General features: G+C 70.6%; 18 protein-coding genes. 11 read left to right on the forward strand and 7 right to left on the reverse strand.

Annotated features, from left to right (window positions below):
* Nucleotides 1–12 precede the first annotated feature (12 nt).
* Nucleotides 13–1,422 (forward strand): bifunctional UDP-N-acetylglucosamine diphosphorylase/glucosamine-1-phosphate N-acetyltransferase GlmU, encoded by a 1,410-nt coding sequence (gene glmU / locus M2165_RS13995; RefSeq protein WP_280815216.1) that lies wholly within the window; start codon nucleotides 13–15, stop codon nucleotides 1,420–1,422.
* On the opposite strand, the gene M2165_RS14000 is transcribed toward glmU, so the two are convergent.
* The gene (locus M2165_RS14000; RefSeq protein ID WP_280815217.1) at nucleotides 1,382–1,894 is read right to left on the reverse strand and encodes an Lrp/AsnC family transcriptional regulator; all 513 of its coding nucleotides are present in this window, start codon (nucleotides 1,892–1,894) and stop codon (nucleotides 1,382–1,384) included. The genes glmU and M2165_RS14000 overlap by 41 nt on opposite strands.
* Before the next feature lie 150 nt (nucleotides 1,895–2,044).
* Here M2165_RS14000 and glmS point away from each other — a divergent pair, with 150 nt between their 5' ends.
* Nucleotides 2,045–3,928: a glutamine--fructose-6-phosphate transaminase (isomerizing) gene (gene glmS / locus M2165_RS14005; RefSeq protein ID WP_280815218.1), complete on the forward strand. Its 1,884-nt coding sequence runs from the start codon at nucleotides 2,045–2,047 to the stop codon at nucleotides 3,926–3,928.
* Between the two features lie 27 nt (nucleotides 3,929–3,955).
* Here the strand turns inward: glmS and M2165_RS14010 are convergent, their stop codons facing one another.
* Genes M2165_RS14010 through M2165_RS14025 form a run of 4 tightly spaced genes read right to left on the reverse strand, consistent with a single transcriptional unit; the run spans nucleotide 3,956 to nucleotide 7,665 of the window.
* Nucleotides 3,956–4,804 (reverse strand): fumarylacetoacetate hydrolase family protein, encoded by an 849-nt coding sequence (locus M2165_RS14010; RefSeq protein WP_280815219.1) that lies wholly within the window; start codon nucleotides 4,802–4,804, stop codon nucleotides 3,956–3,958.
* Between the two features lie 37 nt (nucleotides 4,805–4,841).
* A complete protein-coding gene (locus tag M2165_RS14015; protein ID WP_280815220.1) occupies nucleotides 4,842–5,594 on the reverse strand; it encodes an IclR family transcriptional regulator C-terminal domain-containing protein in 753 nt (250 codons plus the stop codon).
* A 21-nt stretch (nucleotides 5,595–5,615) separates the two neighbouring features.
* Entirely contained in the window at nucleotides 5,616–7,115 is a 1,500-nt protein-coding gene (locus tag M2165_RS14020) for a bifunctional 3-(3-hydroxy-phenyl)propionate/3-hydroxycinnamic acid hydroxylase (protein WP_280815221.1), read from the reverse strand.
* Nucleotides 7,108–7,665 (reverse strand): VOC family protein, encoded by a 558-nt coding sequence (locus M2165_RS14025; protein WP_280815222.1) that lies wholly within the window; start codon nucleotides 7,663–7,665, stop codon nucleotides 7,108–7,110. Before M2165_RS14025 ends, M2165_RS14020 begins: the two co-directional genes overlap by 8 nt.
* 145 nt (nucleotides 7,666–7,810) lie before the next feature.
* Between M2165_RS14025 and M2165_RS14030 the strand changes: the two genes are divergently transcribed.
* The gene (locus M2165_RS14030) at nucleotides 7,811–8,812 is read left to right on the forward strand and encodes a tripartite tricarboxylate transporter substrate binding protein (protein ID WP_280815223.1); all 1,002 of its coding nucleotides are present in this window, start codon (nucleotides 7,811–7,813) and stop codon (nucleotides 8,810–8,812) included.
* An 82-nt stretch (nucleotides 8,813–8,894) separates the two neighbouring features.
* Nucleotides 8,895–10,448: a methyl-accepting chemotaxis protein gene (locus M2165_RS14035; RefSeq protein WP_280815224.1), complete on the forward strand. Its 1,554-nt coding sequence runs from the start codon at nucleotides 8,895–8,897 to the stop codon at nucleotides 10,446–10,448.
* Between the two features lie 28 nt (nucleotides 10,449–10,476).
* On the opposite strand, the gene M2165_RS14040 is transcribed toward M2165_RS14035, so the two are convergent.
* Nucleotides 10,477–10,806, reverse strand: coding sequence for a four-helix bundle copper-binding protein (locus M2165_RS14040; RefSeq protein ID WP_280815225.1), 330 nt, complete (start codon nucleotides 10,804–10,806; stop codon nucleotides 10,477–10,479).
* A 207-nt stretch (nucleotides 10,807–11,013) separates the two neighbouring features.
* Here M2165_RS14040 and M2165_RS14045 point away from each other — a divergent pair, with 207 nt between their 5' ends.
* The 5 genes from M2165_RS14045 to M2165_RS14065 all read left to right on the forward strand — a co-directional run bounded on the left by M2165_RS14045 (nucleotide 11,014) and on the right by M2165_RS14065 (nucleotide 17,245).
* Nucleotides 11,014–12,195, forward strand: a complete 1,182-nt coding sequence (locus M2165_RS14045; protein WP_280815226.1) for a zinc-dependent alcohol dehydrogenase — start codon at nucleotides 11,014–11,016, stop codon at nucleotides 12,193–12,195.
* Between the two features lie 22 nt (nucleotides 12,196–12,217).
* Entirely contained in the window at nucleotides 12,218–12,751 is a 534-nt protein-coding gene (locus M2165_RS14050) for a hypothetical protein (RefSeq protein ID WP_280815227.1), read from the forward strand.
* Nucleotides 12,748–14,538, forward strand: a complete 1,791-nt coding sequence (locus M2165_RS14055) for a RecQ family ATP-dependent DNA helicase (RefSeq protein ID WP_280815228.1) — start codon at nucleotides 12,748–12,750, stop codon at nucleotides 14,536–14,538. The genes M2165_RS14050 and M2165_RS14055 overlap by 4 nt, the downstream gene beginning before the upstream one ends.
* A gap of 10 nt (nucleotides 14,539–14,548) precedes the next feature.
* The gene (locus tag M2165_RS14060; RefSeq protein ID WP_280815229.1) at nucleotides 14,549–15,868 is read left to right on the forward strand and encodes a lytic murein transglycosylase; all 1,320 of its coding nucleotides are present in this window, start codon (nucleotides 14,549–14,551) and stop codon (nucleotides 15,866–15,868) included.
* A 117-nt stretch (nucleotides 15,869–15,985) separates the two neighbouring features.
* Complete coding sequence (locus tag M2165_RS14065; RefSeq protein WP_280815230.1) at nucleotides 15,986–17,245, forward strand: putative Na+/H+ antiporter; 1,260 nt, start codon at nucleotides 15,986–15,988, stop codon at nucleotides 17,243–17,245.
* Here M2165_RS14065 and M2165_RS14070 read toward each other — a convergent pair.
* Entirely contained in the window at nucleotides 17,232–18,203 is a 972-nt protein-coding gene (locus M2165_RS14070; protein ID WP_280815231.1) for a DMT family transporter, read from the reverse strand. The two genes, M2165_RS14065 and M2165_RS14070, sit on opposite strands and share 14 nt — an antisense overlap.
* A 142-nt stretch (nucleotides 18,204–18,345) precedes the next feature.
* Between M2165_RS14070 and M2165_RS14075 the strand changes: the two genes are divergently transcribed.
* Nucleotides 18,346–19,215, forward strand: a complete 870-nt coding sequence (locus tag M2165_RS14075; protein WP_280815232.1) for a LysR family transcriptional regulator — start codon at nucleotides 18,346–18,348, stop codon at nucleotides 19,213–19,215.
* A 171-nt stretch (nucleotides 19,216–19,386) separates the two neighbouring features.
* Nucleotides 19,387–24,159 carry a CapA family protein gene (locus M2165_RS14080; protein WP_280815233.1) on the forward strand — a complete coding sequence of 1,591 codons (4,773 nt, stop codon included), beginning with the start codon at nucleotides 19,387–19,389 and terminating at the stop codon, nucleotides 24,157–24,159.
* The last annotated feature ends 68 nt before the right edge of the window (nucleotides 24,160–24,227 follow it).

Below are 24,227 nucleotides of genomic sequence, written 5' to 3' on the forward strand. Positions count from 1 at the left end.
TGAGAAAGAAGCATGGATCAGATTTCCCAACAGGACCAGGCCCCGGTCGACGTGGTCATCATGGCCGCCGGCAAGGGCACGCGCATGAAGAGCCGGCTGCCCAAAGTGTTGCATCGTTTGGCCGGCCGTGCGCTGCTCGCGCATGTGACCGACACCGCGGCGCGGCTCGGCGCGCGCCATGTGGTGGTGGTCACCGGCCACGGCGCGGCGGAGGTCGAGGCGGCGATGCACGGCCGGCCGCTGCAGTTCGCGCGCCAGGAGCCGCAGCTCGGCACGGGCCATGCGGTGCAGCAGGCCATGCCGCTGCTGCCCGACGACGGGGTGGTGCTCGTGCTCTCGGGCGACGTGCCGCTGATCGCCGAGGACACGCTGCGCGCGCTGATCGCCGCCGGCGCGGGCGAGCGGCTCGCGCTGCTGACCATCGAGGTCGACGATCCGACCGGCTACGGGCGCATCGTGCGTGCCGAGGCGGAGGGCGGGGCGGTGACGGCCATCGTCGAGCAGAAGGACGCCACCGATGCGCAGCGCGCCATCCGCGAGGTCTACAGCGGCATGATGGCCGTGCCCGCGGCGCGGCTGAAGGGCTGGCTCGGCCGGCTAGACAACCGCAACGCGCAGGGCGAGTACTACCTGACCGATGTCGTCAAGCTCGCGGCCGCCGACGGCGTGCCGGTGGTTGCGCACGTCACGGACGACGCGCTGCAGGTGGCCGGCATCAACAGCCCCGCGCAACTCGCCGGGCTCGAACGCGCATGGCAGCTGCGGCAGGCCGAGGCGCTCATGGCGCAGGGGGTGCGGCTTGCCGATCCGGCGCGCTTCGACCTGCGCGGCACGCTGGCTTGCGAGGCCGACGTCGAGATCGACGTCAACTGCGTGTTCGAGGGCGCGGTGTTCCTCGGCGAAGGCGTGCGCATCGGCGCCAACTGCGTGATCGCCAACGCCCGCATCGAAGCCGGCGCGGTGATCCATCCCTTCACCCACATCGACGGCGAGAAGGCCGGCGTGACGGTGGGCGAGAAGGCGCTGGTCGGGCCCTTCGCGCGCCTGCGCCCCGGGGCCCAGCTGGGCGCCGAGGTGCACATCGGCAACTTCGTCGAGGTCAAGAACTCGACCCTGGCCGACGGCGCCAAGGCCAACCACCTGGCCTACCTCGGCGACGCCACCGTGGGCCGGCGCGTCAATTACGGCGCGGGCAGCATCACGGCCAACTACGACGGCGCCAACAAGCACCGCACCGTGATCGAGGACGACGTGCACGTGGGCAGCAACTGCGTGCTGGTGGCGCCGGTGACCATCGGCGCCGGCGGCACCATCGGCGGCGGCTCGACGGTCAACAAGTCCACCGAACCCGGTGCGCTCACCGTCGCGCGCAGCAAGCCGGTCAGCTATCCGAACTGGCAGCGCCCGCAGAAGAAGAAATAGGCAGCCGGGGCTCGAACTTCGCGCGCTTCAGACTGAAGAAGGCCTTGACGTTGCGCACGTTCGCGTCGGCCGTGAAGAGCCGCTGCGCGAGCGCGCCATAGCCCGGCATGTCGCGCGCGGCCACCACCAGCACGAAATCCGGCCCGGGCGAGACGCGCCAGCATTGCTGCACGGCCTCGTCGGCGATCACGCGCGCCTCGAAGGCGTCGAGCGCCGCGGCATCCTGACGGTCGAGCGATATCTCCACCACCGCCTGCAGGCCGTGGCCCAGCACCGCCGCGAGCCGGTCGGGCGAGAGCAGCGCGACCTGGCGCTCGATGAGCCCCGCCTCGCGCAGCCGCTGCACCCGCCGCAGGCAGGTGGGCGGTGAGATCCCGACCTCGGCGGCGAGGCGCTGGTTGGTCTGAGAGGCGTCGTGCTGGAGGGCGTCCAGCAGGCGCAGGTCGGTGGGATCGAGCGATAAGGATTCCATGAATTGCGGAATTATGGAATAAAACTCCATATGGATGATTGCATGGAATAAAAAGCCAAATCGATCGGAATTTCGACTGCATATTTCTTTGCTCCCTGCCTACCATCGAGCCCTTTCCCGTTCCTTCCTCTTCTCTCCAAAGGCAACCCCATGTGCGGCATCGTCGGCGCGGCATCCCATCGCAACATCGTCCCGGTCCTCGTCCAGGGCCTGCAGCGGCTCGAATACCGCGGCTATGACTCCTGCGGCGTGGCGGTGCACGCGGGCGGCCTCACGCGGGCGCGCACCACCTCGCGCGTGGCCGACCTCGAAACGCAGGTGCGCGAGGACCGCGTCGAGGGCCTGACCGGCATCGCCCACACGCGCTGGGCCACGCACGGCGCGCCCGCGGTGCACAACGCGCATCCGCACTTCAGCCACGGCCCCGGCGCCGATGCCCAGGGCGCGCGGCCGGGCCGCATCGCGCTCGTGCACAACGGCATCATCGAGAACCACGAGCCGCTGCGCGCCGCGCTCGAGGCCAAGGGCTACGTGTTCGAGAGCCAGACCGACACCGAGGTCATCGCCCACCTCGTCGACAGCCTCTACGACGGCGACCTGTTCGAGGCGGTCAAGGCCGCCGTGCTGCAGCTGCACGGTGCCTATGCCATCGCCGTGATCTCGCGCGACGAGCCGCAGCGCGTGGTGGGTGCGCGCGCCGGCTCGCCGCTGGTGCTGGGCGCGGGCAAGGACGGCGCCGGCGAGAACTTCCTCGCGAGCGATGCCATGGCGCTCGCGGGCGTGACCGACCAGATCGTCTACCTGGAGGAGGGCGACGTGGTCGATCTGCAGCCCGGCAAGTACTGGATCGTCGACCGCCAGCACAAGCCGGTGCAGCGCACCGTGCGCACCGTGCAGGCGCACAGCGGCGCGGCCGAGCTCGGCCCGTACCGGCACTACATGCAGAAGGAAATCTTCGAGCAGCCGCGCGCCATCGGCGACACGCTCGAGGGCGTGGTCGGCATCGCGCCCGAGCTGTTCGACGGCATCGGGCAGGACGGCGCCACCGGCGCCAGCGCGCACCGCGTCTTCAAGGAAATCGACAAGATCCTGATCCTCGCCTGCGGTACCAGCTACTACAGCGGCTGCACCGCCAAGTACTGGCTCGAAGGCATCGCGAAGATCTCGACCCAGGTCGAGATCGCGAGCGAGTACCGCTACCGCGAGTCCGTGCCCGACCCGAAGACGCTGGTGGTCACCATCAGCCAGTCGGGCGAGACCGCCGACACCCTGGCCGCGCTCAAGCATGCGCGCTCGCTCGGCATGGAACAGACGCTGACCATCTGCAACGTCGCCACCAGCGCGATGGTGCGCGAGTGCAAGCTCGCCTACATCACGCGCGCAGGCGTCGAGATCGGCGTGGCTTCGACCAAGGCCTTCACCACCCAGCTGGCCGGCCTGTTCCTGCTCACCCTCGCCCTCGCGCAGAGCAAGGGCCGCCTGAGCGAGGCCGACGAGGCGCGCTACCTCAAGGAGATGCGCCACCTGCCCGTCGCGCTGCAGTCGGTGCTCGCGCTCGAGCCGCAGATCATCGGCTGGGCCGAGGACTTCGCGCGCAAGGACAACGCCCTCTTCCTCGGCCGCGGCCTGCACTACCCGATCGCGCTCGAAGGCGCGCTCAAGCTCAAGGAAGTCACCTACATCCACGCCGAGGCCTACGCCGCCGGCGAACTCAAGCACGGCCCGCTCGCGCTCGTCACGAGCGAGATGCCGGTGGTGGCGGTGGCGCCCAACGACACCCTGCTCGAGAAGCTCAAGAGCAACCTGCAGGAAGTGCGCGCGCGCGGCGGCGTGCTCTACGTGCTCGCCGACGGCGACACCCAGATCAAGGGCAGCGAAGGCCTGCACGTGATCCGCATGCCCGAGCACTACGGCGCGCTGTCGCCGCTGCTGCACGTGGTGCCGCTGCAGCTGCTGGCGTATCACACGGCCTGCGCGCGCGGAACCGACGTGGACAAGCCGCGGAATCTGGCGAAGAGCGTGACGGTGGAGTAGGGAGGGACGGCGGCGCTCAACAACGGCTCATTCGTCGCGAATGCCGTTGCGCAGCACGCCGATGGCATCCACCTCGATCTCGCAGACGTCACCCGGCTTCATGAAGACCTGCGGCGTGCGCTTGTTGCCCACGCCACCGGGCGTGCCGGTCACGATGACGTCGCCCGCCGCCAGCGGAAGGAAAGCCGAGATGTAGGCGATCTGGCGCGGAATGCTGTGGACCATCTTGTCGGTGGTGGTGCGCTGCATCTCCTGGCCGTTCAGGCGCGTGACGAGCGTCATCGTCCGGCCGGGCGCGATCTCGTCGGCGGTGACCATCCAGGGCCCGAAGGCGCCGGTCTTCCAGAAGTTCTTTCCAGGGCCCCACTGCGAGGTGTGGAGCTGCCAGTCCCGCACCGAGCCATCGTTGTAGCAGCTGTAGCCGGCGATGTGCGACCACGAATCGGCCTCGGAGATGTGCCGACCCCCCTTGCCGATGACGATGGCGATCTCGCCTTCGTAGTCCAGGCGCTCGGACACCCTGGGGCGCACGATGTCCTCGCCGTGCGCCAGCTGCGAATCGGCCAGGCGCAGGAAGATCACCGGCTTTTCGGTCACTTCCTTGCCTGTTTCGCGGATGTGCTCGCCGTAGTTCAGGCCGATGCAGAAGATCTTGCCGGGGTTCGGGATGACGGGCTGCAGCTTCACTTCGCTGAAGGGCAGTGTGGCCTTCGCCGCCGCGATCTTCGTCGAGGCGTCCGCGATCAGGTCTGCGGCGATGAAGGACTTGAGGTCCGGCGCCCGTGCGCCGTAGATCTCGCCCAGGTCGACCACGCGGTCGCCGATCACGGCGCCGAAGCTGTCTTGGCCGTTGTATTGATAGCTGATGAGTTTCATGAGAATGCCTTGGAGCGGGTTGGGGAACGGGTTGGAGCTAGCCCAGCCGACCCCCGATGCGCATGGCGGACTCGGTGATCAGGTGGACCATCTTTTCAAGGTCGACGATCGCGAGACGCGAGGTATCGAACACCAGCGAGATGGCGGCCCATGCACCGCCATCGGACTTGGGGATGGGCGCCGCCACCGCCGCCAGTTGCGGCTCCAGCTCGCCCTTGGAGACGTAGTGGCCCGCCTTGCGGATGGCCGCGTAGTGGCGGCGGAACTCGGGCCACTCCGCGGGAAGGCCGCAGCGCACGAGCTCGTCGTGGTGCGATGCAAAGACCTTCTTCAGTTGCGTCGAGCCGAACGAAGCGAGCAGCACCTTGGGCGCGGCGCCCAGGAACAGCGGCCTCGGCCGGCCGCGCCCATAGGCGAGGCTGGCCGGCGAACTGCCCATCTCGCGGTAGATGTCGAGCACCTGCACGCCGAAGACGCTGGTCAGCACGCAGTCGAAGCCGGTCGCCGCGACCAGCTCGCGCAGCACCGGGAGCCCTGCGTTGAGCACCGGATCGGCCCGCCGGATGTAGTGGTCCAGCATGATGATGCGCGGCCCCAGCGCGTAGTGCGAGTCCTCCACGCGCTGCAGCAGCCCGGCCTGCAGCAGCAGCCGCACATAGCGATAGCTGGTGGGAAGCGACACGTCCAGCGCGGTGGCGATGTCCTCCGCCGTTCGCATCAGGTGGGTGTCGTCGAAGAGGTCGAGCACCCCGAGCATCCGCTCCAGGCTGGAGGTTGAAGATTCTGACAAGAAGATTCCCCGATGAATGGTTCATGGCGCGACGGGGAGGTATTGCGAAATGCGATCCAGATCAGCCCCCGAGCGCGCCACGCCGACGATATAGCGGTCAGGGCGAAGTATCACGGCAGCGGCGTCGTGCGAGCGCAGCCAGTCGCGCAGGCTCGCATCGGGCGCATCGATGACGACGGCCTCGCTGTGCCGCCAGCGCGATGCGGTGGCAGGCGCTGCCGCGTCGAGGACCTGCCGGCTGCCGATCACCGCGCTGCGGCGCCCGAGGCGTTCGTCGAGCAGGCGTCCGTCGTCCAGTTGCGGCTGGGGAAAGGGCCGCCCGGCCAGGTCGGGCGTGCTGGGGTCGAACGCGCCGGCGCCGAGCAGCTGCGGCGGCAACTCGAAGACCTCCGGCTGCCCGGCCGCGAACTTCGCATCGCGTTCGGCCGCCAGTGCCGGGTCGGTGGTCTGGATGATGTTGCCCAGCCGCACCGCCAGGTCGATGAGCGCGCGCACATGCGGCTTGCGCTCGGACTCGTAGGTTTCGAGCAGCGTGTCGCAGGCGCGTCCCGCCAGCACCGCATCGAGCTTCCACGCCAGATTCGATGCGTCCCGGATGCCGGCGCACATGCCTTGGCCGAGGAAGGGCGGCGTCTGGTGGCAGGCATCGCCGGCCAGGAACAGGCGCTTGTCGCGCCAGCCATCGGCCACCACCGACTGGAAGGTGTAGATGGCCGCCCGCTCCAGGCGCGCCTGCGCCGGCCGCACCCATGGGGCCACCAGCCGCCACAGGTTGTCGGGCTGCACGAGCGCTTCGCGGTCGTCGTCGGGCAGCACCATGATCTCCCAGCGCCGGCGCTCGCCCACCACGTTGCAGTAGGTCATCGGCCGGCGCGGGTCGCAGTACTGCACCGTGTAGGGGGGCAGGTCCACCGCCTGCTCGAGCAGCACGTCGAACACCAGCCAGGGCTGGCGCAGGCCCAGGTCCACCATCGTGCTGCCGATGGCCTGGCGCACCGGCGAGCGTGCGCCGTCGCAGCCCACGACGTAGCGGGCGCGCGCGACGTGATCCTGCCCGGATTCCAGCGAACGGTAGGTCACGGTGGCGGCCTCCGCGTCCTGCGCCACCGCCGTCAACGCGTGGCGCAGTTGCACGTGCACCCGGGGGAAGCGCGCCAGGCCTTCGCGCAGCACGGCTTCCAGCCGAGGCTGGTGAAAGTAGTAGTTGTTGGCACAGCCGTGCGGGCCGGCGGCGGCGGAGCCGCCGCGGATGAGCATCGTCTCGCTGGCGCCGTTGACGAAATGCATGCCCTGCGTACCGGGGCGCGAGATGGCCAGTACCTGCTCGCGCAGTCCCGCCGCCTGGAAGATGCGCAGCACTTCGCCATCGAAGTGGATGGCCCGCGGCAGCGGAAAGATGCCTGCCTCCTTCTCGATCACCAGCACCGAACGCCCGGCAGCGCCCAGCAGGTTGGCCAGCGTGGCTCCGGTGGGGCCCAGGCCGACGATGACGACGTCGTAGGCGTCGGCGCGCTCAGGCATTCTGGTCCTCCTGCATGCGGCGCGCGATCTCGGCCTGCCATTGCGCGCGGCCCATGAACCTGGGCAGCCGCTTCGCGATGGCCTCCGCCTGCGCCAGGATGGCCTCGTCCGGTTGCGCCAGGTCGACCGGCTCGCGCAGCGGCTGGTCGCAGTACCAGGGCGTGTCCATGAACAGCTCCAGCCGGTTTCCCTCCGGGTCGCGGCAGTACACCGAGATGGCGTTGCCGTGCGTCACGGGGTGCATGTCCGTCGCGCCCTCGGTCAGCAACCGGTCGTGGAAGCGGCGCAGAGCCTGCAGGTCGGGCACCCGGAAGGAGATCTGGTTGACGACGTTGAAGGCCATGTCGGCCGGCCGGCCGGTGGCCAGGACCAATTGATGGTGCTCGCCCGGATCGCGGCTCAGGAAGACCAGCTGCACGGGGCCCAGCGCGCCTTCGTCGGTCTGGGTGAAGCGCAGCGCCGCCTTGTAGAAGCGCGCCATGCGCGGCAGATCCGTGACGTACAGGCCGATGTGGCTGAACCGCAGGTCCGAGGGATGATCAATTTGCATCACTGTCTCTCCTATCGAGAATTTTCGCGTCGAACGATGCGTGTCTGACTTGATTATCTATCAAATTATCGTATTTTGACAATAGGCGCCATTTTCGTATGATTCGACCCGTGCAATTTGCACGTGATCGCATAAGGAGACATTCATGACGTTCTTCAGAAGACTCTTCTGTCATTCCGCCGCGCTGGCTGCGGCCGTCGGGATCGCATGGCCCATGGGCGATGCGGCCGCCCAGATCGCCTACCCCACCAAGCCGGTGCGGATCGTTGCCCCCTTCCCCGCGGGCAGCGGCCCGGACGCCAATGCGCGGGAACTGGCGAGCGAACTCACGAAGATCCTTGGACAGCCGTTCTATGTGGAGAACCGCCCGGGCGCCTCGAACATCATCGGAACGGAAGTCGCCGCCAAGGCACCGAACGATGGCTACACGCTGTACATCGGCACCACCAGTTCGCTGTCGGTGGTGCCGCACCTCTACGCCAAGCCGCCCTTCAACGCGGAGCGCGACTTCGCACCCATCAGCCTGATGGGCGTGCTCAACACGGGCCTCATCGCCACCCCGGGCACCCCGGCCCGGGATGCCAGGGAACTGATCGCGCAGCTCAAGGCCAGGCCGGATTCCGTCACCGTGGCCACCCAGGGCATCGGCAGCTACTCGCATCTTTCGGCGGTGTGGTTCAACCGGGCGGCGGGCGTTCAGTCCAGCCTCGTTCCCTACAACAGCAACAGTCCCTATGCAGACCTGCTGGCCGGGCAGATCCAGCTCATGTTCGACGGGCTGCCCGCCGCGGCCACCAACGTTCAGGCGGGCAAGCTCCGGCTGCTGGGCATCACGGGCAAGGAGCGCCATCCCAGCTTCCCCAACGTTCCGACCTTCGCGGAGCAGGGGCTTCCCGACTACACGCCGATCGCCTGGCAGGGCTTGCTGGCGCCGGCCGGGAGTTCGCCCGCCATCCTCGAGAAGCTGAGCGGCGCGATGGGCAAGGTCTGCCAGTCGCAGGAACTGGCCAAGAGGTGGCGTGACTACGGCGGCGAGCTGCGCTGCAACACACCCGCGGAGTTCACCGCGTTCATCAACGCCGACCGCGCCATGTGGGGCAAGGTGATCCGGGCTGCCGGGATCAAGCTCGACCAAGCTCCGAACTGACCCCCTTTCCCCCCTCTGTTCCGCCGATCGGCCAACCGGCTCCCCCCGGGAAAATCGAAGATTGATTCCTCCCGGACATTCCATGCGACACCTCAAGATCGGCACCCGTCTCGGGATGGGCTTCACACTGCTGCTGCTCCTTTTGCTCGCCATCGGCGCGATCGGCCTGCAGCAGATGGGCAGGCTCTCGGACGAGATCCGCATCGTCAACGAGGTGGCCGGCGGCAAGCTCTACGCGCTCAACCGGGTCCGCTTCGCGATCGGCACGCGGGCGATCGCGGCGCGCAATCTGGCGCTGGTGAGCGATGCGCAGTTGCAGAAGAAGGACCTCGAACTGGTGCGGTCCTCGCAGTCGGAGATCGACGAGGGCATGAAGTCGCTCGCCGCGATCCTGAAAGACCCGCGCTCGGGCGCCGTGGAAGAAGAGGAGCGCCTGCTCGCGCAGCTGCAGGCGCTCGAGGCGCAGTACCTGGTGATCGCGGGCAAGGTGGTGTCGCTCGCGACCGGCGGCAAGACCGAAGAGGCCGTGCGTGCGCTGACGCAGGAATGCATGCCGCTCCTGACGCGCGTGATCGCGCATGTGGGCAGCTTCGAGCAAGCGCTCAAGGAGGGGGCCGACCGCACCGCGGTCGAGGCAGCGCAGGCCTACCAGACGGCGCGCTGGCTGATGCTGGTGCTGAGCGGCCTCTCGCTGGCGCTGGGCATCGGCATCGCGCTGTGGCTGACCCGTTCGATCACGCGGCCGCTCAACGAGGCGGTGCGCGTGGCGCAGTCGGTCGCCGCGGGCAACCTCGGCACGCAGGTGACGGCCACCAGCCGCGACGAGGCCGGCCTGCTGATGCAGGCGCTGCACGAGATGAACACCAGCCTCTCGCGGCTCGTGGGCGAGGTGCATCGCGGCGCGGCGAGCATCGGCGAAGCATCGGCGCAGATTTCCGCGGGCAACCGCGACCTCTCCTCGCGCACCGAGCATCAGGCGAGCTCGCTCGAACAGACCGCGGCGTCGATGGAGGAGCTCACCTCCACCGTCAAGCAGAACGCGGAGAACGCCCGCCAGGCCAACCAGCTCGCGGTGTCCGCGTCGTCGGTGGCGGCAGAGGGCGGCACGATCGTCAGCCAGGTGATCGACACCATGGCGGCCATCGACGGCTCGTCGAAGAAGATCGTCGACATCATCGGCGTGATCGACGGCATCGCGTTTCAGACCAACATCCTCGCGCTCAATGCGGCGGTCGAGGCGGCGCGCGCCGGCGAGCAGGGCCGCGGCTTCGCGGTGGTGGCCTCGGAGGTGCGCAGCCTGGCGCAGCGCTCGGCCGCGGCGGCCAAGGAGATCAAGGACCTGATCGGCGACTCGGTCGGTCGCGTGGAGGCGGGCAGTGCGCTGGTGGACCAGGCCGGCCGCACGATGCGCGAGATCGTGGCGAGCGTGCAGCGCGTCACCGAGATCATCGGCCAGATCACCGTCGCGAGCCGCGAGCAGACCGACGGCATCGAGCAGGTGAACCAGGCGATCGCGCAGATCGACCAGGTCACGCAGCAGAACGCCGCGCTGGTGCAGCAGGCGGGCGCCGCGGCGGGTTCGCTGCAGGCGCAGGCCGGCGGCCTCTCGCAGGCGGTGAGCGTGTTCAGGCTCTGATCGCGCCGGCGAAGCGATACGGCGCGGCTCAGCCCGCCATCGCGCGGCAAGCCTGCGCGCAGTCGCTGCACGCCTTGGCGCAGGCCTGGCAGTGATCGTGGCGATGCTTGCCGCATTCCTGCGCGCAGGCTTCGCAGACGTCCGCGCACAGCGCGCAGACGGCCTTGGCAAACCCGCTGCCGCGCGCCATGGCGGCGGCGGCGAACTGGCATGCGGCCGCGCAGTCCATGTCGAGCGCGATGCAGCGCGCCATCATGCCGACGTCCTCTTCCTGCAGGCAGGCCGCGGCACAGTGGTTGCACGCGGTGGCGCAGCGATTGCAGGCTTCGATGCAGGCGGCGTAGCTTTCGTGGGGCATGTGTTTTCTCCGTGGGGTGGCTCTTGAAACGCTCCACCTCTCGTGTGCGACGCGTGTAGGAGCGGCGCGCATGCGGACGTGAGCAGGGCCTGTCGCCGCCGGCGGGCCGGATGGGGCGCTGTCCGACGAGCCCTGGGGGTCTGTGCTTGCGCGCCGCCGGTTCGGCGTGCCGATGCTTGGACTCCTGTTTCCAAGGAGCAACAAGCGATGCTGGCAATGAACTACCGCGGTCCGTACCGCATCCGCGCCGTGCAGAAGCAGGAGCCCGAGATCGAGCATCCCGGCGATGCGATCGTGCGGGTCACGCGCTCGTGCATCTGCGGCTCGGACCTGCACCTCTACCACGGCTTGGTGCCCGACACCCGCATCGGCTCGACCTTCGGCCACGAGTTCACCGGCGTGGTGGAAGCGGTCGGCCCGGCCGTGCAGCACCTGAAACCGGGCGACCACGTGCTGGTGCCCTTCAACATCTTCTGCGGCAGCTGCTACTTCTGCCAGAAGGAGCTCTACAGCAACTGCCACGCGACCAACCCCGAGGCCACCGCGGTGGGCGGCATCTTCGGCTATTCGCACACCGCGGGCGGCTACGACGGCGGTCAGGCCGAGTACGTGCGCGTGCCGATGGCCGACGTGGGGCCCACGGTCATCCCGGCCGACATGCACCTGGACGACGCGGTGCTGCTCACCGACGCGCTGCCCACCGGCTACCAGGCCGCCGAGATGGGCGGCATCGACGAGGGCGACACGGTGGTGATCTTCGGCGCGGGCCCGATCGGCATCTTCGCGGCCAAGTCCGCGTGGCTGCTGGGCGCGGGCCGCGTGATCGTGGTGGACCACCTCGAATACCGGCTGGACTTCGTGCGCACCTACGCGCAGTGCGAGACCATCGACTTCAAGCAGGTCGGCGACATGGCGATGCACATCAAGAAGATCACCGACGGCCTGGGCGCCGACGTGTGCATCGACTGCGTGGGCTGCGAGGCCGCGGGCAACTTCGCGCAGACGCTGCTGGGCATCAAGCTCAAGCTGCAGGGCGGCGCGGCGACGGTGCTGCACTGGTGCATCAACTCGGTCCGCAAGGGCGGCACGGTGTCGATCGTGGGCGTCTACGGGCCGACCTTCAACGCCATTCCGATCGGCAACGCGGTCAACAAGGGACTCACGCTGCGCATGAACCAGGCCAGCGTGAAGCGGCACCTGCCGCGTCTCATCGAGCACATCCAGGCCGGGCGCATCGAGCCGCGCCGCGTGATCACGCACCACGTCGACCTGGCGGACGTGGCCGACGCCTACCACCTGTTCTCGAGCAAGCTCGACAACTGCATCAAGACCGTGCTGATCCCGCCCGGCGCGCCGCGCGTCGCGACGGCGACCGCGGCCATGCAATGACCGAACTCCGGAGCGCGCCACCATGAACACGTCATTCACCACGCCCGGCGACGAAGACCGCGCCGCATCCCGCGCGCGCTTTGCGCACATCGTCGGCTGGGGCGCCGACCTCGACCGCGCCATGCGCCCCGGCGTGCCGAAGGAGCGCACGCCGCCGCGCCTGCCGCACCCCGTCGAGCCGCCGCAGCAGCAGCACGCCGATGTGGAGGTGCTGCATTCGACCGAGCGGCCCGGCATCACGCCGGTCTTCGGCACCACGCTGCCGCCCTCGGGCCTGAGCGGCCGGCTGCGGCGCGCGGCCTTCCGGCATTCGGAGAACGACATCCGCCACTGGATGATGCTGCTCCTGGCCGACCGCGTGCAGATGGGCGAGGCGCTGTGCAGCGACCTCGCGCGCGGCCATGTGCCGAACCTCTATGCCGAGATGGGCGGGCGCGCCGAGCTGCGCCACAACCCGATGGGCGCGGCGCGCAAGGCCGCGATCGGCATCGCGGCGGTGGCCGTGCTCTGCATGGTCCTGAAGCCGCGCAAACGCGCGCGCCGCCTGCGCGGATGAGGCCGCGGGCGTCGTCGCAGGCGGCGCGGCCGGCCGGCAGCGCCCGCAGCGCGCCGCGCCAGCGTCCGCGTGCCCGCCCGGGCGTGGACCGGGTGCTGCGCGAGGTCTTCGGCCACCGGCAGCTGCGTCCCGGCCAGCGCCACGTGATCGACCGCGTGGTGGCCGGCGAATCGACGCTCGCGGTGATGCCCACGGGCGCGGGCAAGTCGCTCTGCTACCAGGTGCCGGCGGTGCTGGCCGGCGGCCGCACGGTGGTGGTCTCGCCGCTGATCGCGCTCATGAAGGACCAGTGCGAGAAGCTCGACGCGCTCGGCGTGCGCGCCGTGCAGTTGAACAGCCAGTGCAGCGCCGACGAGATCGCCGCCGCCGAAGCCGCCATCACGGACGGCAGCGCGCGGGTGATCTTCAGCACGCCCGAGCGGCTCGCCGATGCCGGCTTCGTCAAGCTGCTGCAGCAGCGGCCGGTGTCGCTGCTGGTGGTGGACGAGGCGCACTGCATCTCGCAGTGGGGGCACGACTTCCGGCCCGCTTTCCTCGAAATCGGCGCCGCGCTGCGCGCGCTGGGCCAGCCGGTGGTGCTGGCGCTCACCGCCACCGCGAACGACGAGGTGGCCGCGGAGATCATGGAAAGGCTCGGCATCCCGCGCGCCGGCCTGGTCGACACCGGCGCCTACCGGCCGAACCTGCACTATGCCGTCGAGCCCTTCCTGCGCGAGGAAGACAAGCTGCAGCGCGCGCTCGCGCTGGTGGCGGGCCTGCAGGGCAGCGGCATCGTCTACACCGCGACGGTGAAGGCGGCCGAGGCGCTGTTCGCCGCGCTCGCGGACGCGGGCGAATCGGCGGGCCTCTACCACGGCCGCCAGCGCGCGGCCGACCGGCGCGACGCGCAGGACCGCTTCATGGCCGGCGAACTGCGCGTGATGGTCGCGACCAACGCCTTCGGCATGGGCATCGACAAGCCGGACATCCGCTTCGTGCTGCACTACCAGATGCCGTCGAGCCTCGACGCCTACTACCAGGAGTCGGGCCGCGCCGGCCGCGACGGCGAGCGCGCCGACTGCGTGCTGCTGTACCTGCGCCGCGACAAGGCGGTGCAGCAGTTCTTCCTGGCGGGCTGGCTGCCCGAACTGGCGGAACTGCGCGCACTGCAGCAGCTTCTGTCGGCCGCGCCCGAGACGCGCTGGGAGCCCGCCGAGCTGCCGCAGCGCGCACGCCTGCCGCGCGGCAAGCTGCGCGTGCTGCTGAACCTGCTCGCGCAGGCGCGGCTGCTCGCCCGCGACGACGAAGGCCGGCTGCGCTGGGGTCGCAAGCCGCCGCTCGACGATGCGGGGCTCGAGGCGCTGCTCGGCACGCACCGCGAGAAGCGCGAGCAGGAGCGCGCGGCGCTGGAACGCATGACCTTCTACGCGAGCACCGGCATGTGCCGCTGGCAGGTGCTGCTCGCCGGCCTCGGCAGCGAAGACGAGATCGCGCAGCGCTGCGGCGCTTGCGACAACTGCGTGCGCCTGGCGAAGCACGAGCGCGAGCAGCAGCAGCAACAGCCGACCGCCGCGGAAGCCGGTGCCGCGCCGTCGCCCGAGGCCGCGAAGGCGGCCGCCCCGCGCACCGCCTTCGCGCGCGGCGCCGCGGTGCGCGTGCCGCGCTACGGCGTGGGCAGCGTGTCCAGCGCCGATGCGGTCTCGGTCACGATCGAATTCGCCGACGGCAGCGAGCGCTGCTTCCATCCCGAGTTCGTGCGTCCCGTGGTGGCGCGCCGGGCGCGGCGAGCGGCCGCGGCGCCCGGGTGAGAATCGAGGCATGCGCCTTCCACATCCCGCACGCTTCCCCTTCGCAGTTTCCTGCAGGCTTTCGCTGATGGCGGCGGCCGCGGCCGTGTTCCTCGCCGGCTGCGCGTCCGATCCCGCGGCGACGCCTTCGCCCAAGCCGCCGCCCGCGGCCGTGCCGACGGTGCGGCCGGCCGCGCCCGCGCCCGCGGCGCAGGACGCCGCCGCCGTCGAACAGCGCTTCGCGGCCTGGGTGGCGGACTTCCGCGCCAGCGCGCGCGCCGCTGGCATCGCCGAGGCCACGCTGCAGAGCGCGTTCGCCGGCGTGCAGTACCTGCCGCGCGTGGTCGAGCTCGACCGCGCCCAGCCGGAGTTCACGCGCACCGTGTGGGAGTACCTCGACAACACCGTCACGCCGCAGCGCGTGGCCGCGGGCCAGGAGCGGCTGCAGCAGGTGCGCGCCGAAGCCGATGCCGCCGCCGCGCGCTACGGCGTGCCGCCCGCCGTGGTGGTCGCCATCTGGGGCATGGAAAGCAACTACGGCGGCAATTACGGCAGCACCCCGGTGATCGATGCGCTCGCGACGCTCGGCTTCGACGGCCGGCGCGAGGACTGGGCGAAGCGCGAACTGCTCGCGGCGCTCAGGATCCTCGAGAGCGGCGACATCGCACGCGACCGCATGATCGGCTCCTGGGCCGGCGCGATGGGGCAGACGCAGTTCCTGCCTTCGAACTTCCTCGCCTATGCGGTCGATGCCGACGGCGACGGCCGGCGCGACATCTGGGGCAGCATGGCCGACGTCGTGGCCTCGACCGCCAACTTCCTCGCGCGCTCGGGCTGGCAGGCCGGCCAGCCCTGGGGCGTGGAGGTCCGGCTGCCCGCTGGCTTCGACCTCGGCCGCGCCGACATGGCGGTGCGCCAGTCCGCGGCGCAATGGGCGGCGGAGGGCGTGACGGCCGTCGACGGCCAGCCGCTGCCGGCCCTGGCCGACGGCGCCATCCTGCTGCCCGCGGGCGCACGCGGCCCGGCCTTTCTGGTGGGGCCGAACTTCCGCACCATCCTGCGCTACAACAACTCGACCAACTACGCGCTCGCGGTGGGCCTGCTGTCGCAGCGCCTCGGCGGCGGACCGGGGGTGCAGGCCGCATGGCCGCGCGAGCTCGCGGCGCTCTCGCGCAGCCAGACGGTCGAGTTGCAGACCGCGCTGAGCCAGCGCGGCTTCGCGGCCGGCGCGGCCGACGGCATCATGGGGCCGGCCACGCGCGATGCGCTGCGCCGCTACCAGCGCAGCGTCGGCCTGCCCGCCGACGGCTATCCGAGCCTGGACCTGCTGCAGCGGCTGCAGCAGCCCTGAAGCCGCGGACCCGGCACACGGGTCCGTTAAACTGGCCCCGGGTGCGAGGCCGGGGAGGGCCTCGCAGGTTCATGCGCTGGTCGGGCCGCCACGCAGTTCCGTCACGCCTGTTTCCCCATGCAAGAGCCCACCATCCAGTACGTCGCCGCGGCCCTGTTCGCCATCGCGCTCATCCACACCTTCGCCGCCAAGCAGTTCGAGCGGCTGTCGCACCGCTTTCCCCGCCACGCCGGCCTGTTCCATCTGCTCGGCGAGGTCGAGGTCGTCTTCGGCTTCTGGGCCATCGTGCTCGTGCTCGCGATGGCGCTGCTCGTCGGCGGCCAGGAGGCGCTCGGCTATGCCGAATCGCGCAACTACACCGAGCCGCTGTTCGTCTTCGTCGTCATGGTGGTGGCGGCCTCGCGGCCGGTGCTCGCCACCGTGATGTCGGGCGTGAACACCATCGCGCGGCTGGTGCCGCTGCCCACGCCGATGGCGACCGCATGGCTCGGCCTGGCGGCGGTGCCGCTGCTCGGCTCGCTCGTCACCGAGCCCGCGGCCATGACCATCGCCGCGCTGATGCTGGCGCCGCAGATCTTCCGGCCGCAGGTGCCCGAGGCGGTGAAGTACTTCGCGCTCGGCGTGCTGTTCGTCAATGTGTCGATCGGCGGCACGCTCACCTCGTATGCCGCGCCGCCGGTGCTGATGGTGGCCACGACCTGGCAGTGGGACAGCGCCTTCATGCTCGCCACCTTCGGCTGGAAGGCCGCGGTGGCCGTGGTCGTCAACGCCACCGTCGCCACCTTCGTGCTGCGCCGGCACCTGCCCGCCGCGTCGGCGGCGGCAGGCCACGCGACCGGGGCGCCCGTGCCGGCCACGGTGGCGGCCACGCACCTGGTGCTGCTCGCGGGCATCGTGCTCTTCGCGCACCATCCGGTGGCCTTTCTCGGCCTGTTCCTGATGTTCCTCGGCTTCACCCAGGCCTACGAGCGCCACCAGAGCCCGCTGATCATCAAGGAGGCGCTGCTCGTGGGCTTCTTCCTGGCCGGCCTCGTGGTGCTGGGCGGCATGCAGCGCTGGTGGCTGGAGCCGGTCGTCTCGGGCCTGGAGCCGCTCGCCCTGTTCTTCGGCGCGCTCGGGCTGACGGCGATCACCGACAACGCCGCGCTCACCTACCTCGGCTCGCTGATCGCGAACATCTCCGACCAATCCAAGTACATGCTCGTCGCGGGCGCGGTGGCCGGCGGCGGCCTGACCGTGATCGCCAACGCGCCGAACCCCGCGGGCGTGGCGCTGCTCAAGCGCGGCTTCTCCGACGAGACCATCGGCGCGGGCGGCCTGCTGCTCGGCGCGCTCGGCCCGACGATCGTGGCCGCCGCGGCCTTCATGCTGCTGTAGCGCCGCAAGCCTTGGCGCCGTGGCGGCCCGGTGCGGCGGCGACTGTCGCGGTGCCGCGGTTCACCGCGGTGTGAAGCAGCAGCGCCCCCACCACCATCGCCATGCCGGCCGCCTCGTTGGCCGAGGGCAGCTTGCCGAGCGCCATGCCCATCAGCAGCGCAGAGACCGGCACGAAGTTCAGGAAGGCCGTGCCGGTCACCGCGCCGAGGGTGCGCACGCCGTAGTTGAAGGCCAGCACGCACAGCGCCGAAGGCACCAGACCGACGAAGAGGAGGGCATGCCAGGTGAGGCGCAGCCCTTCGGCGCTCGGCGCATGGCTGACGCCGAAGGCGTTGGCGAGCAGTGCGGCGGCCAGCAGCAGCGGCCACGCGGCGAGCACCGTGAGCGCCGAGTATTCGAGCACGTCGAGTCCCGGCAGGCGCGCCGCGCCGCGCGTGTACCAGATCCATCCGAGGGTGCCGACGAAGGCGATGGCATCGCCCGCGAGCGCGCCGGTGCCGGCCGCGGCGGGCGCGCCGAAAAGCAGGCCCGACACCATCGCCACCCCCGCGAGCGCAATCGCCGTCGCCAGCAGCCCGAGCCGCGCGGGCCGCACGCCGTCGACCGCCCAGCGCACGAGCTGCGTGGTCATCGGCGTGGTGGCGACGATCACCGCGCCGTGCGAAGGCACCGAGTGCGCGAGCCCGACGAACAGCAGCACGCTGAAGACGCCGAAGCCCGCACCGCCGCGCAGCGCGAGCGGCCCCGCATGCAGCCGCAACTTGCGCCACGGCCCCGCGCCGCGCGGCAGCAGCAGCGCGGCGAACAGCAGCGCCGACACGCTGTAGCGGATGAAGGTGAGCCAGACCGGCCCGACCTGCGGCAGCACAGCCTTGCCGACCAGGAACATGGAACCCCAGCCGGCGGTGGCGAAGAGCAGCGCGGCGATGCCGAGCGGACGTGGATGCGTGTGGGACATGGTGCTTGAAGCCTCTCGCGTGGAATCAGTCGATGGCTCGAAGCATCGACCTTCGTGCGGCGCGAGGCCATTCGCTTCTTTGGACAGGGGGCTCCGAAAAAGCGAACGGACGGAATCCACCCGCGCGCCCACAATCCGCGGCATGGAGCTCTACCAACTCAAGACCTTCGTCGCGATCGCGAAGGAGGGCAGCCTCACGCGCGCGGCCGAGCGCGTGTTCACCAGCGCGCCGGCCGTCAGCGCGCAGCTCAAGGCGCTCGAGGACGAACTCGGCGTCAAGCTCTTCGAACGCACGCCCCGCGGCATGGTGCTCACCCCGGCCGGCCGCAGCCTGCGCGAAGAGGCCGAGCGCACGCTCGACTCGGCCATGCGCATGCGCTCCGCCGCCGAGCAGATCCGCGGCGCGGCGCAGGGCGTGGTGCGCTTCGGCACCGTGGTCGACCCGGTGGCGCTGCGGCTCGGCGACGTGCTGGTCAAGCTGGCCGAGCGGCATCCGCAGGTCACGCTGCAGCTGCGCCAGGGCCTGTCGTACGAGACGCTCGCGGCCGTGCAGCACGGCGAGCTCAACTGCGCCTATGCCCTCAGCGACGACGAGGAGGTCGACGGCCTCGAACTGCGCCGCCTCGTGCCGGTGGAACTCGTGGTCGCGCTGCCCGCACCGGTCTCGCGGCCCGGCCTCACGCTCGAAGAACTCACGCAGATGCCCTGGGTGGGAACGCCGCCCTCGTGCATCCTGCGCACCCACCTCGAAAAGCTGTTCGCGGGCGCAGGCCGCCCCTACCGGCAGGGCCGCACCGCCGACAACGAGAGCGCCATCCGTAGCATGGTCGCCAGCGGCATGGGCGCCGGCCTGATGCGGCTCGACCAGGCCGAACAGGGACGGCGCAACGGCGAGCTCGCCATCTGGGAAGGCTGGCGTTCGCGCACCTGGCTGTGCTGGCTCGCGGGGGAGGGGCGGCACGCGGCGGCGGTGGATGCGGTGCGCGGCGCGGTGCTGGAAGCCTGGGCCTGAGCGCGAGGCGGGCGCGCACGACTTGCGGAGTCGGCGCGGCCTGTCATCATTCGCGCCTGCATGAGCCAAGAACTTACATTTCCCGCGGAACTGCTCGCGCGCGCACGGCGGGTCCTGACCGCTACGGACGGTGCCCTCCCGACTGCCGCCGCCACCCACGAGGCGGGCTGCGTGGTCCTCATCGCGCTGGGCGACGGCACCAGCCGCGCACGTGTCGTCTGCGGCCGCGGGTCCGGCGCCGAGGAAGCCTGGCGCGCCGCCTGCGACGCGGCGATGGCACTGGCGAAGCGCATCGGCATGCAGCCCGTGCGCCTGCGCGCGGAACTGGTCGACCGGGTGGAGCCGATGACCTGGGGCGCGCTCAAGGCGCGGCTCGCGCGCACCAAGCGCAACTACTTCCACCTCGGCGTGTCCTTCGATGTGCGCTTCGAGACCGCGCTGCTCGCGCAGGAGATCAACGGCAGCGCGATCTTCTACAACGGCACCGTCGACCATGCCGAGCCGAACGCGGGCAACCTGGGCCTGCATGCGAAGCGGCGTTTCGGCCGCGAGATCGGGTTTCCGGCCGATGACGCGGCGCCCGTGTGGTGCTTCACCACCCGCGCCGCCTATGCGGATGCCGAGGGCGCCTGGCCGATCACGCCCGAGGGGCAGGCCGCGGGCTACCGCGTGCTTGCGGACTGGGGCGCACCGCAGGTGCGTGGCCTCGTCGACAGCGCGAGCGACTACCTCGCGGCGCAGGTCAAGCCCACGGGCGAGTTCCATTACGGCTGGTTTCCCTGCTTCGACCGCCCGATTCCGACCTACAACACGCTGCGCCATGTGAGTTCGACCTATGCGCTGCTCGAAGCCTGGGAACTGACGCGCAGCGACGGCCAGAAGGCGGCGATCGACCGCTCGCTCGCCTTCGTGGCCGAGCGCCTGATCCGCGAGGCGACGCTCGCCGACGGCACGCGCGCCGCCTACCTGCTCGATGTCGGCAACGAGATCAAGCTCGGCGGCAATGCGGTGTGTCTGCTGGCCTTCGTCAAATACACCGAGCTCACGGACGACCGCCGGTACCTGCCGCTGCTGGAGCGGCTCGCGCTCGGCATCCGCGCGATGCAGGACCCGGCGAGCGGCCGCTTCGTGCACGTGCTGAATCACCCGGCGCTCGACGTGAAGAGCGCCTTCCGCGTCATCTACTACGACGGCGAAGCGGCCTTCGGCCTGATGCGCCTGTACGGCCTCACGCGCGATCCCCGCTGGCTCGCGGTGGTCGAGAAGGCCTTCGAGCACTTCATCGCCGCGAAGCACTGGCAGGCGCACGACCACTGGCTGAGCTACTGCGTGAACGAGCTCACGCGCTGGCGGCCCGAGACGCGCTACTACGAGTTTGGACTGCAGAACGTGGCGGGCTACCTCGACTTCGTGCTCGAGCGCATCACCACCTTCCCGACGCTGCTCGAGTTGATGATGGCCGCGCGCGAGATGCTGGTGCGGCTCGAAGCCGACCCGGCGCTGCGCGTGCTGCTCGACGGCTTCGACCGCGCCAAGTTCGACCGCGCACTCGAACACCGCGCGCGCTACCTCGCCAACGGGTACTTCTGGCCGGAGCTCGCGATGTTCTTCCGCCACCCCGACCGCATCACGGGGTCGTTCTTCATCAAGCATCACAGCTTCCGCGTGCGCATCGACGACGTGGAGCACTACCTCTCGGGGTATGTCGCGTACCTCAAGTTCCTGCAGGGCGGGAAGGACGCGCCCGGCGACCGCATCGCAGCGTCGGCGACGCCGAAGGCCGCTGCCGCGCCGCTGCTGGCGCGCGACGCGGGGCCGGTGGTCGCCTGGGGCGGCGACGTGAACCTCGGCCGCCGGCAGCACTACCGCACCGAGGAACTGGGCCTGCCTGCCGTGCTCGGCGGCGTGCCGGTGCTCGCCGAGGCGGATCTGCGCATCGTCAATCTCGAATGCGTGGTCGCCACCGTCGGCGCACAGGGCGTCGAGAAGGGCGAGGCCACGCCCTACTACTACCGTGCGCGGCCCGAGATGCTGCGCGTCCTGGCCGAGGCCCGCATTGAGGTGGTCGCCACCGCCAACAACCACAGCGGCGACTACGGTGTCGAGGCGTTGATGGAGCAGGCACGGCTGCTCGATGCCGCCGGCATCGGCCACTCCGGCACCGGCGCCACGCTCGACGACGCGCTCAGGCCGGTCCTGCGCCGCGTGGGTGCGCTCAACGTAGCGCTGTTCGCGATCGACGCGACCCAGCCGCACTTCGCCGCCACGCAGACCGCCGGCGGCAGCGCGTACCTGTCGCTCTCGGCGCCGTCGGCATGGTTCGATGTCCTCGCGCCGCGCATCGCCGCCGTGCGCGACCGGGCGCACGTGGTGCTGGTGGCCGTGCACTGGGGCCGGAACCAGGAACCCGCGCCCGGCGGCGAGGAGATCGCCGTCGGCCACGCCATCATCGAAGCCGGCGCCGACGCGGTGCTGGGCGCGTCCGCGCACATGCTGCAGGGCGTCGAAATCCACCAGGGGCGGCCGATCGTCCACGACGCCGGCGACTTCCTGTTCGATGCGGTCCAGCGCGACGACGACGAAGGCGGCGTGTTCTCGCTGCAGCTCGGCGAGGAAGGCGTCCGGCGCGTGATGTTCACGCCCATCGGCACCGGCTTCGGACAGACGGTGCAGCTCGAAGGCGAGCGCGGCATCGCCGCGGCGCGCCGCTTCATGCAGAAATCCGCGGACCTCGGTTCGAGCTTCACCATGGCGCCAGGCGGCCAGTGCGTGCTCGATCTGCAGCCGCCGCCGCGCGCGCCGCGGACGCTGCCGCCCGTGCCCGAGGCGGCGCTCCGCCCCGATGCGATCCAGCCCGTCGTGATGCCGCGCGACGAATGGCAGGTGGATGCCGTGCCGCCCGACGCGCGGCTCCCGGCGCCAGTCGCATTGGGTCCGCTTCGCCTGCTCGGCCTGCGCGCCACGCCGGATGCCGTCGTGGGCCGGCGGCTGCTGTTCGTCGAGACCTTCTGGCAGATCGATGCGCCGGTCGACACCGACTGGCGGCTCGACATCCGCGCCGTGCCGGTGCCGCCCGCCACCATGCCCTCATGGGGCGCCGCCATGGACCACGACCCCTGCGACTGGATGTGGCCCACCCGCCGGTGGCAGCCGGGCGTGATCTACCGCGACCGCTACGGCCTGCGCCCGCCCGCCGGCAAGACGCTGCACGACGCGCAGCTGCAGCTCGTGGTCGGCCTGGTCGGGGCGCCGGGCCGCACCCGGCGCGTGCCGGTGGGTGCGCCGATCTCGTTCGCCGCGCGCAAGGGCAGGCCCACGGCGCAGCCGCTGGAGAGCTTTCCGCCGCCGCCGCGCTACCGGGCGATACCGCCCCAAGCCCTGCCGCCCGACCTGCCCGGCGTTGCGGGGCAGGTGTGGAATGCCGCGCAGGTCGCTGCCGCCACCGGCGGAACGTGGCTGGTCGAGCCGCCGCCCGGCTGGTTCGTGCGCTCGGTGCCGCGCAGCGAGACCTTTCTCGACCTGCTGCCCGGGCCTTCGCTGTTCGTCGTCTCCGGCGAGCCGGTGCGTGCGCTGCACGAACGCTATGCCGTCGCGCGGGAACGCCTGAAGTGGGACTGGTCACAACATCTCGCCCGGCTCCAGCCGCGGCTGGCCGGTGCCGTGCTGTCGGAGCCCGTCGACGGGCTTCCGCCCGATTTCCCGGTGCTGCAGGTCGCCGACCCGATCCACGCGCTGATCGAACTCGGCGCCACCGCACGCCAGCGCATGCGCGGCCGCGTGGTGGCGATCACCGGCAGCGCGGGCAAGACCTCCGTGTGCCGGATGCTGGCGCACGCCTTCGCGGCCTCGCACAAGGTCTTCTCCACGCTGGAGAACTACAACTCGCGCGTGGGCATGCTCGCGATGCTGGCGAACGTCTCGGCCGACACCGACCTCGTCGTGCTCGAGACCGCCGTGAGCGGTATCAACGCACCGGATTTCCAGAACATCAAACTGGTGCAGCCCGATCTGGCCATCGTGACCAACATCGCGCCTTCCCACTTGGCCGAGGGGCAGACGGTGCTCGACATCGCGCGGCGCAAGGCCAACATCTTCGAAGGCATGTGTCCGGGCGGCATCGCGGTGCTCTGCACCGACACCGAGCATTTCGACTATCTGCGCAGGCGCGCACGCGCGCGACGGCTCGAAGTGCTGACCTACGGCACGGCCGATTCGGCGGACATCCGGCTCGAGGCGCACGATGCGGCGACGGGGCAGGTCACGGCGAGCCACGGCGGCCGGCGCTTCTCCTACCTGCTGGGTGCGAAGGGGCGGCACATGGCGGTCAACAGCCTCGTGTGCTTCGCAGTCGCGCATGCGCTCGGGCTCGACCCGGCGAAGGTGCCCGCGCAGCTCGCGTCCTTCGCGGCCGTGGCCGGGCGCGGACGGCTGCTGCACCTCGCGCTCGCCGGACGCGGCTTTCGGCTCATCGACGAAACGTACAACGCCAATCCGCTGTCGATGGCCATGGCGCTCGCCATGGTGGCCGAGGAGCCTTGCGCCGAAGGCGGCCGCAAGCTGCTCGTGCTCGGCGACATGCTCGAACTCGGCCGCGATGCGGCGCGCTACCACGAAGCGCTCGTCGCATCGATCGCCCAATGCCACCCCGCGCAGGTCTTCCTGCGTGGGCCGCAGATGCAGGCCCTGCGCGAACGGCTCGCGGCGGCCCTGCCGGGCACGCCGGTGCACGCACCCGCCACCCTCGCGGAACTCGAAGGCATGCTGCTCGAGGCCATCGGCAACGGCGACCTGCTGCTGCTCAAGGGGTCGAACGGCATGCAGCTCTGGCGGATCGTGAAGGCGATGACGAAGCTGCACGAGCAACAACAACAGCAACAGCAGCCGCCGGCGATCGTGATCCGGCGCGTCGCGGCGCACCCGGCTGCCGCCGGCCCCTCCGCATGATCGAACGCCACGCCCACCGCACCGGGGGCCGGCTCGCATGGGTGCTGCTGCTTGCGCTGTCGCAAGCC

Origin of the sequence: Variovorax sp. TBS-050B (assembly GCF_029893635.1) — a bacterium.
GTDB lineage: Bacteria > Pseudomonadota > Gammaproteobacteria > Burkholderiales > Burkholderiaceae_C > Variovorax.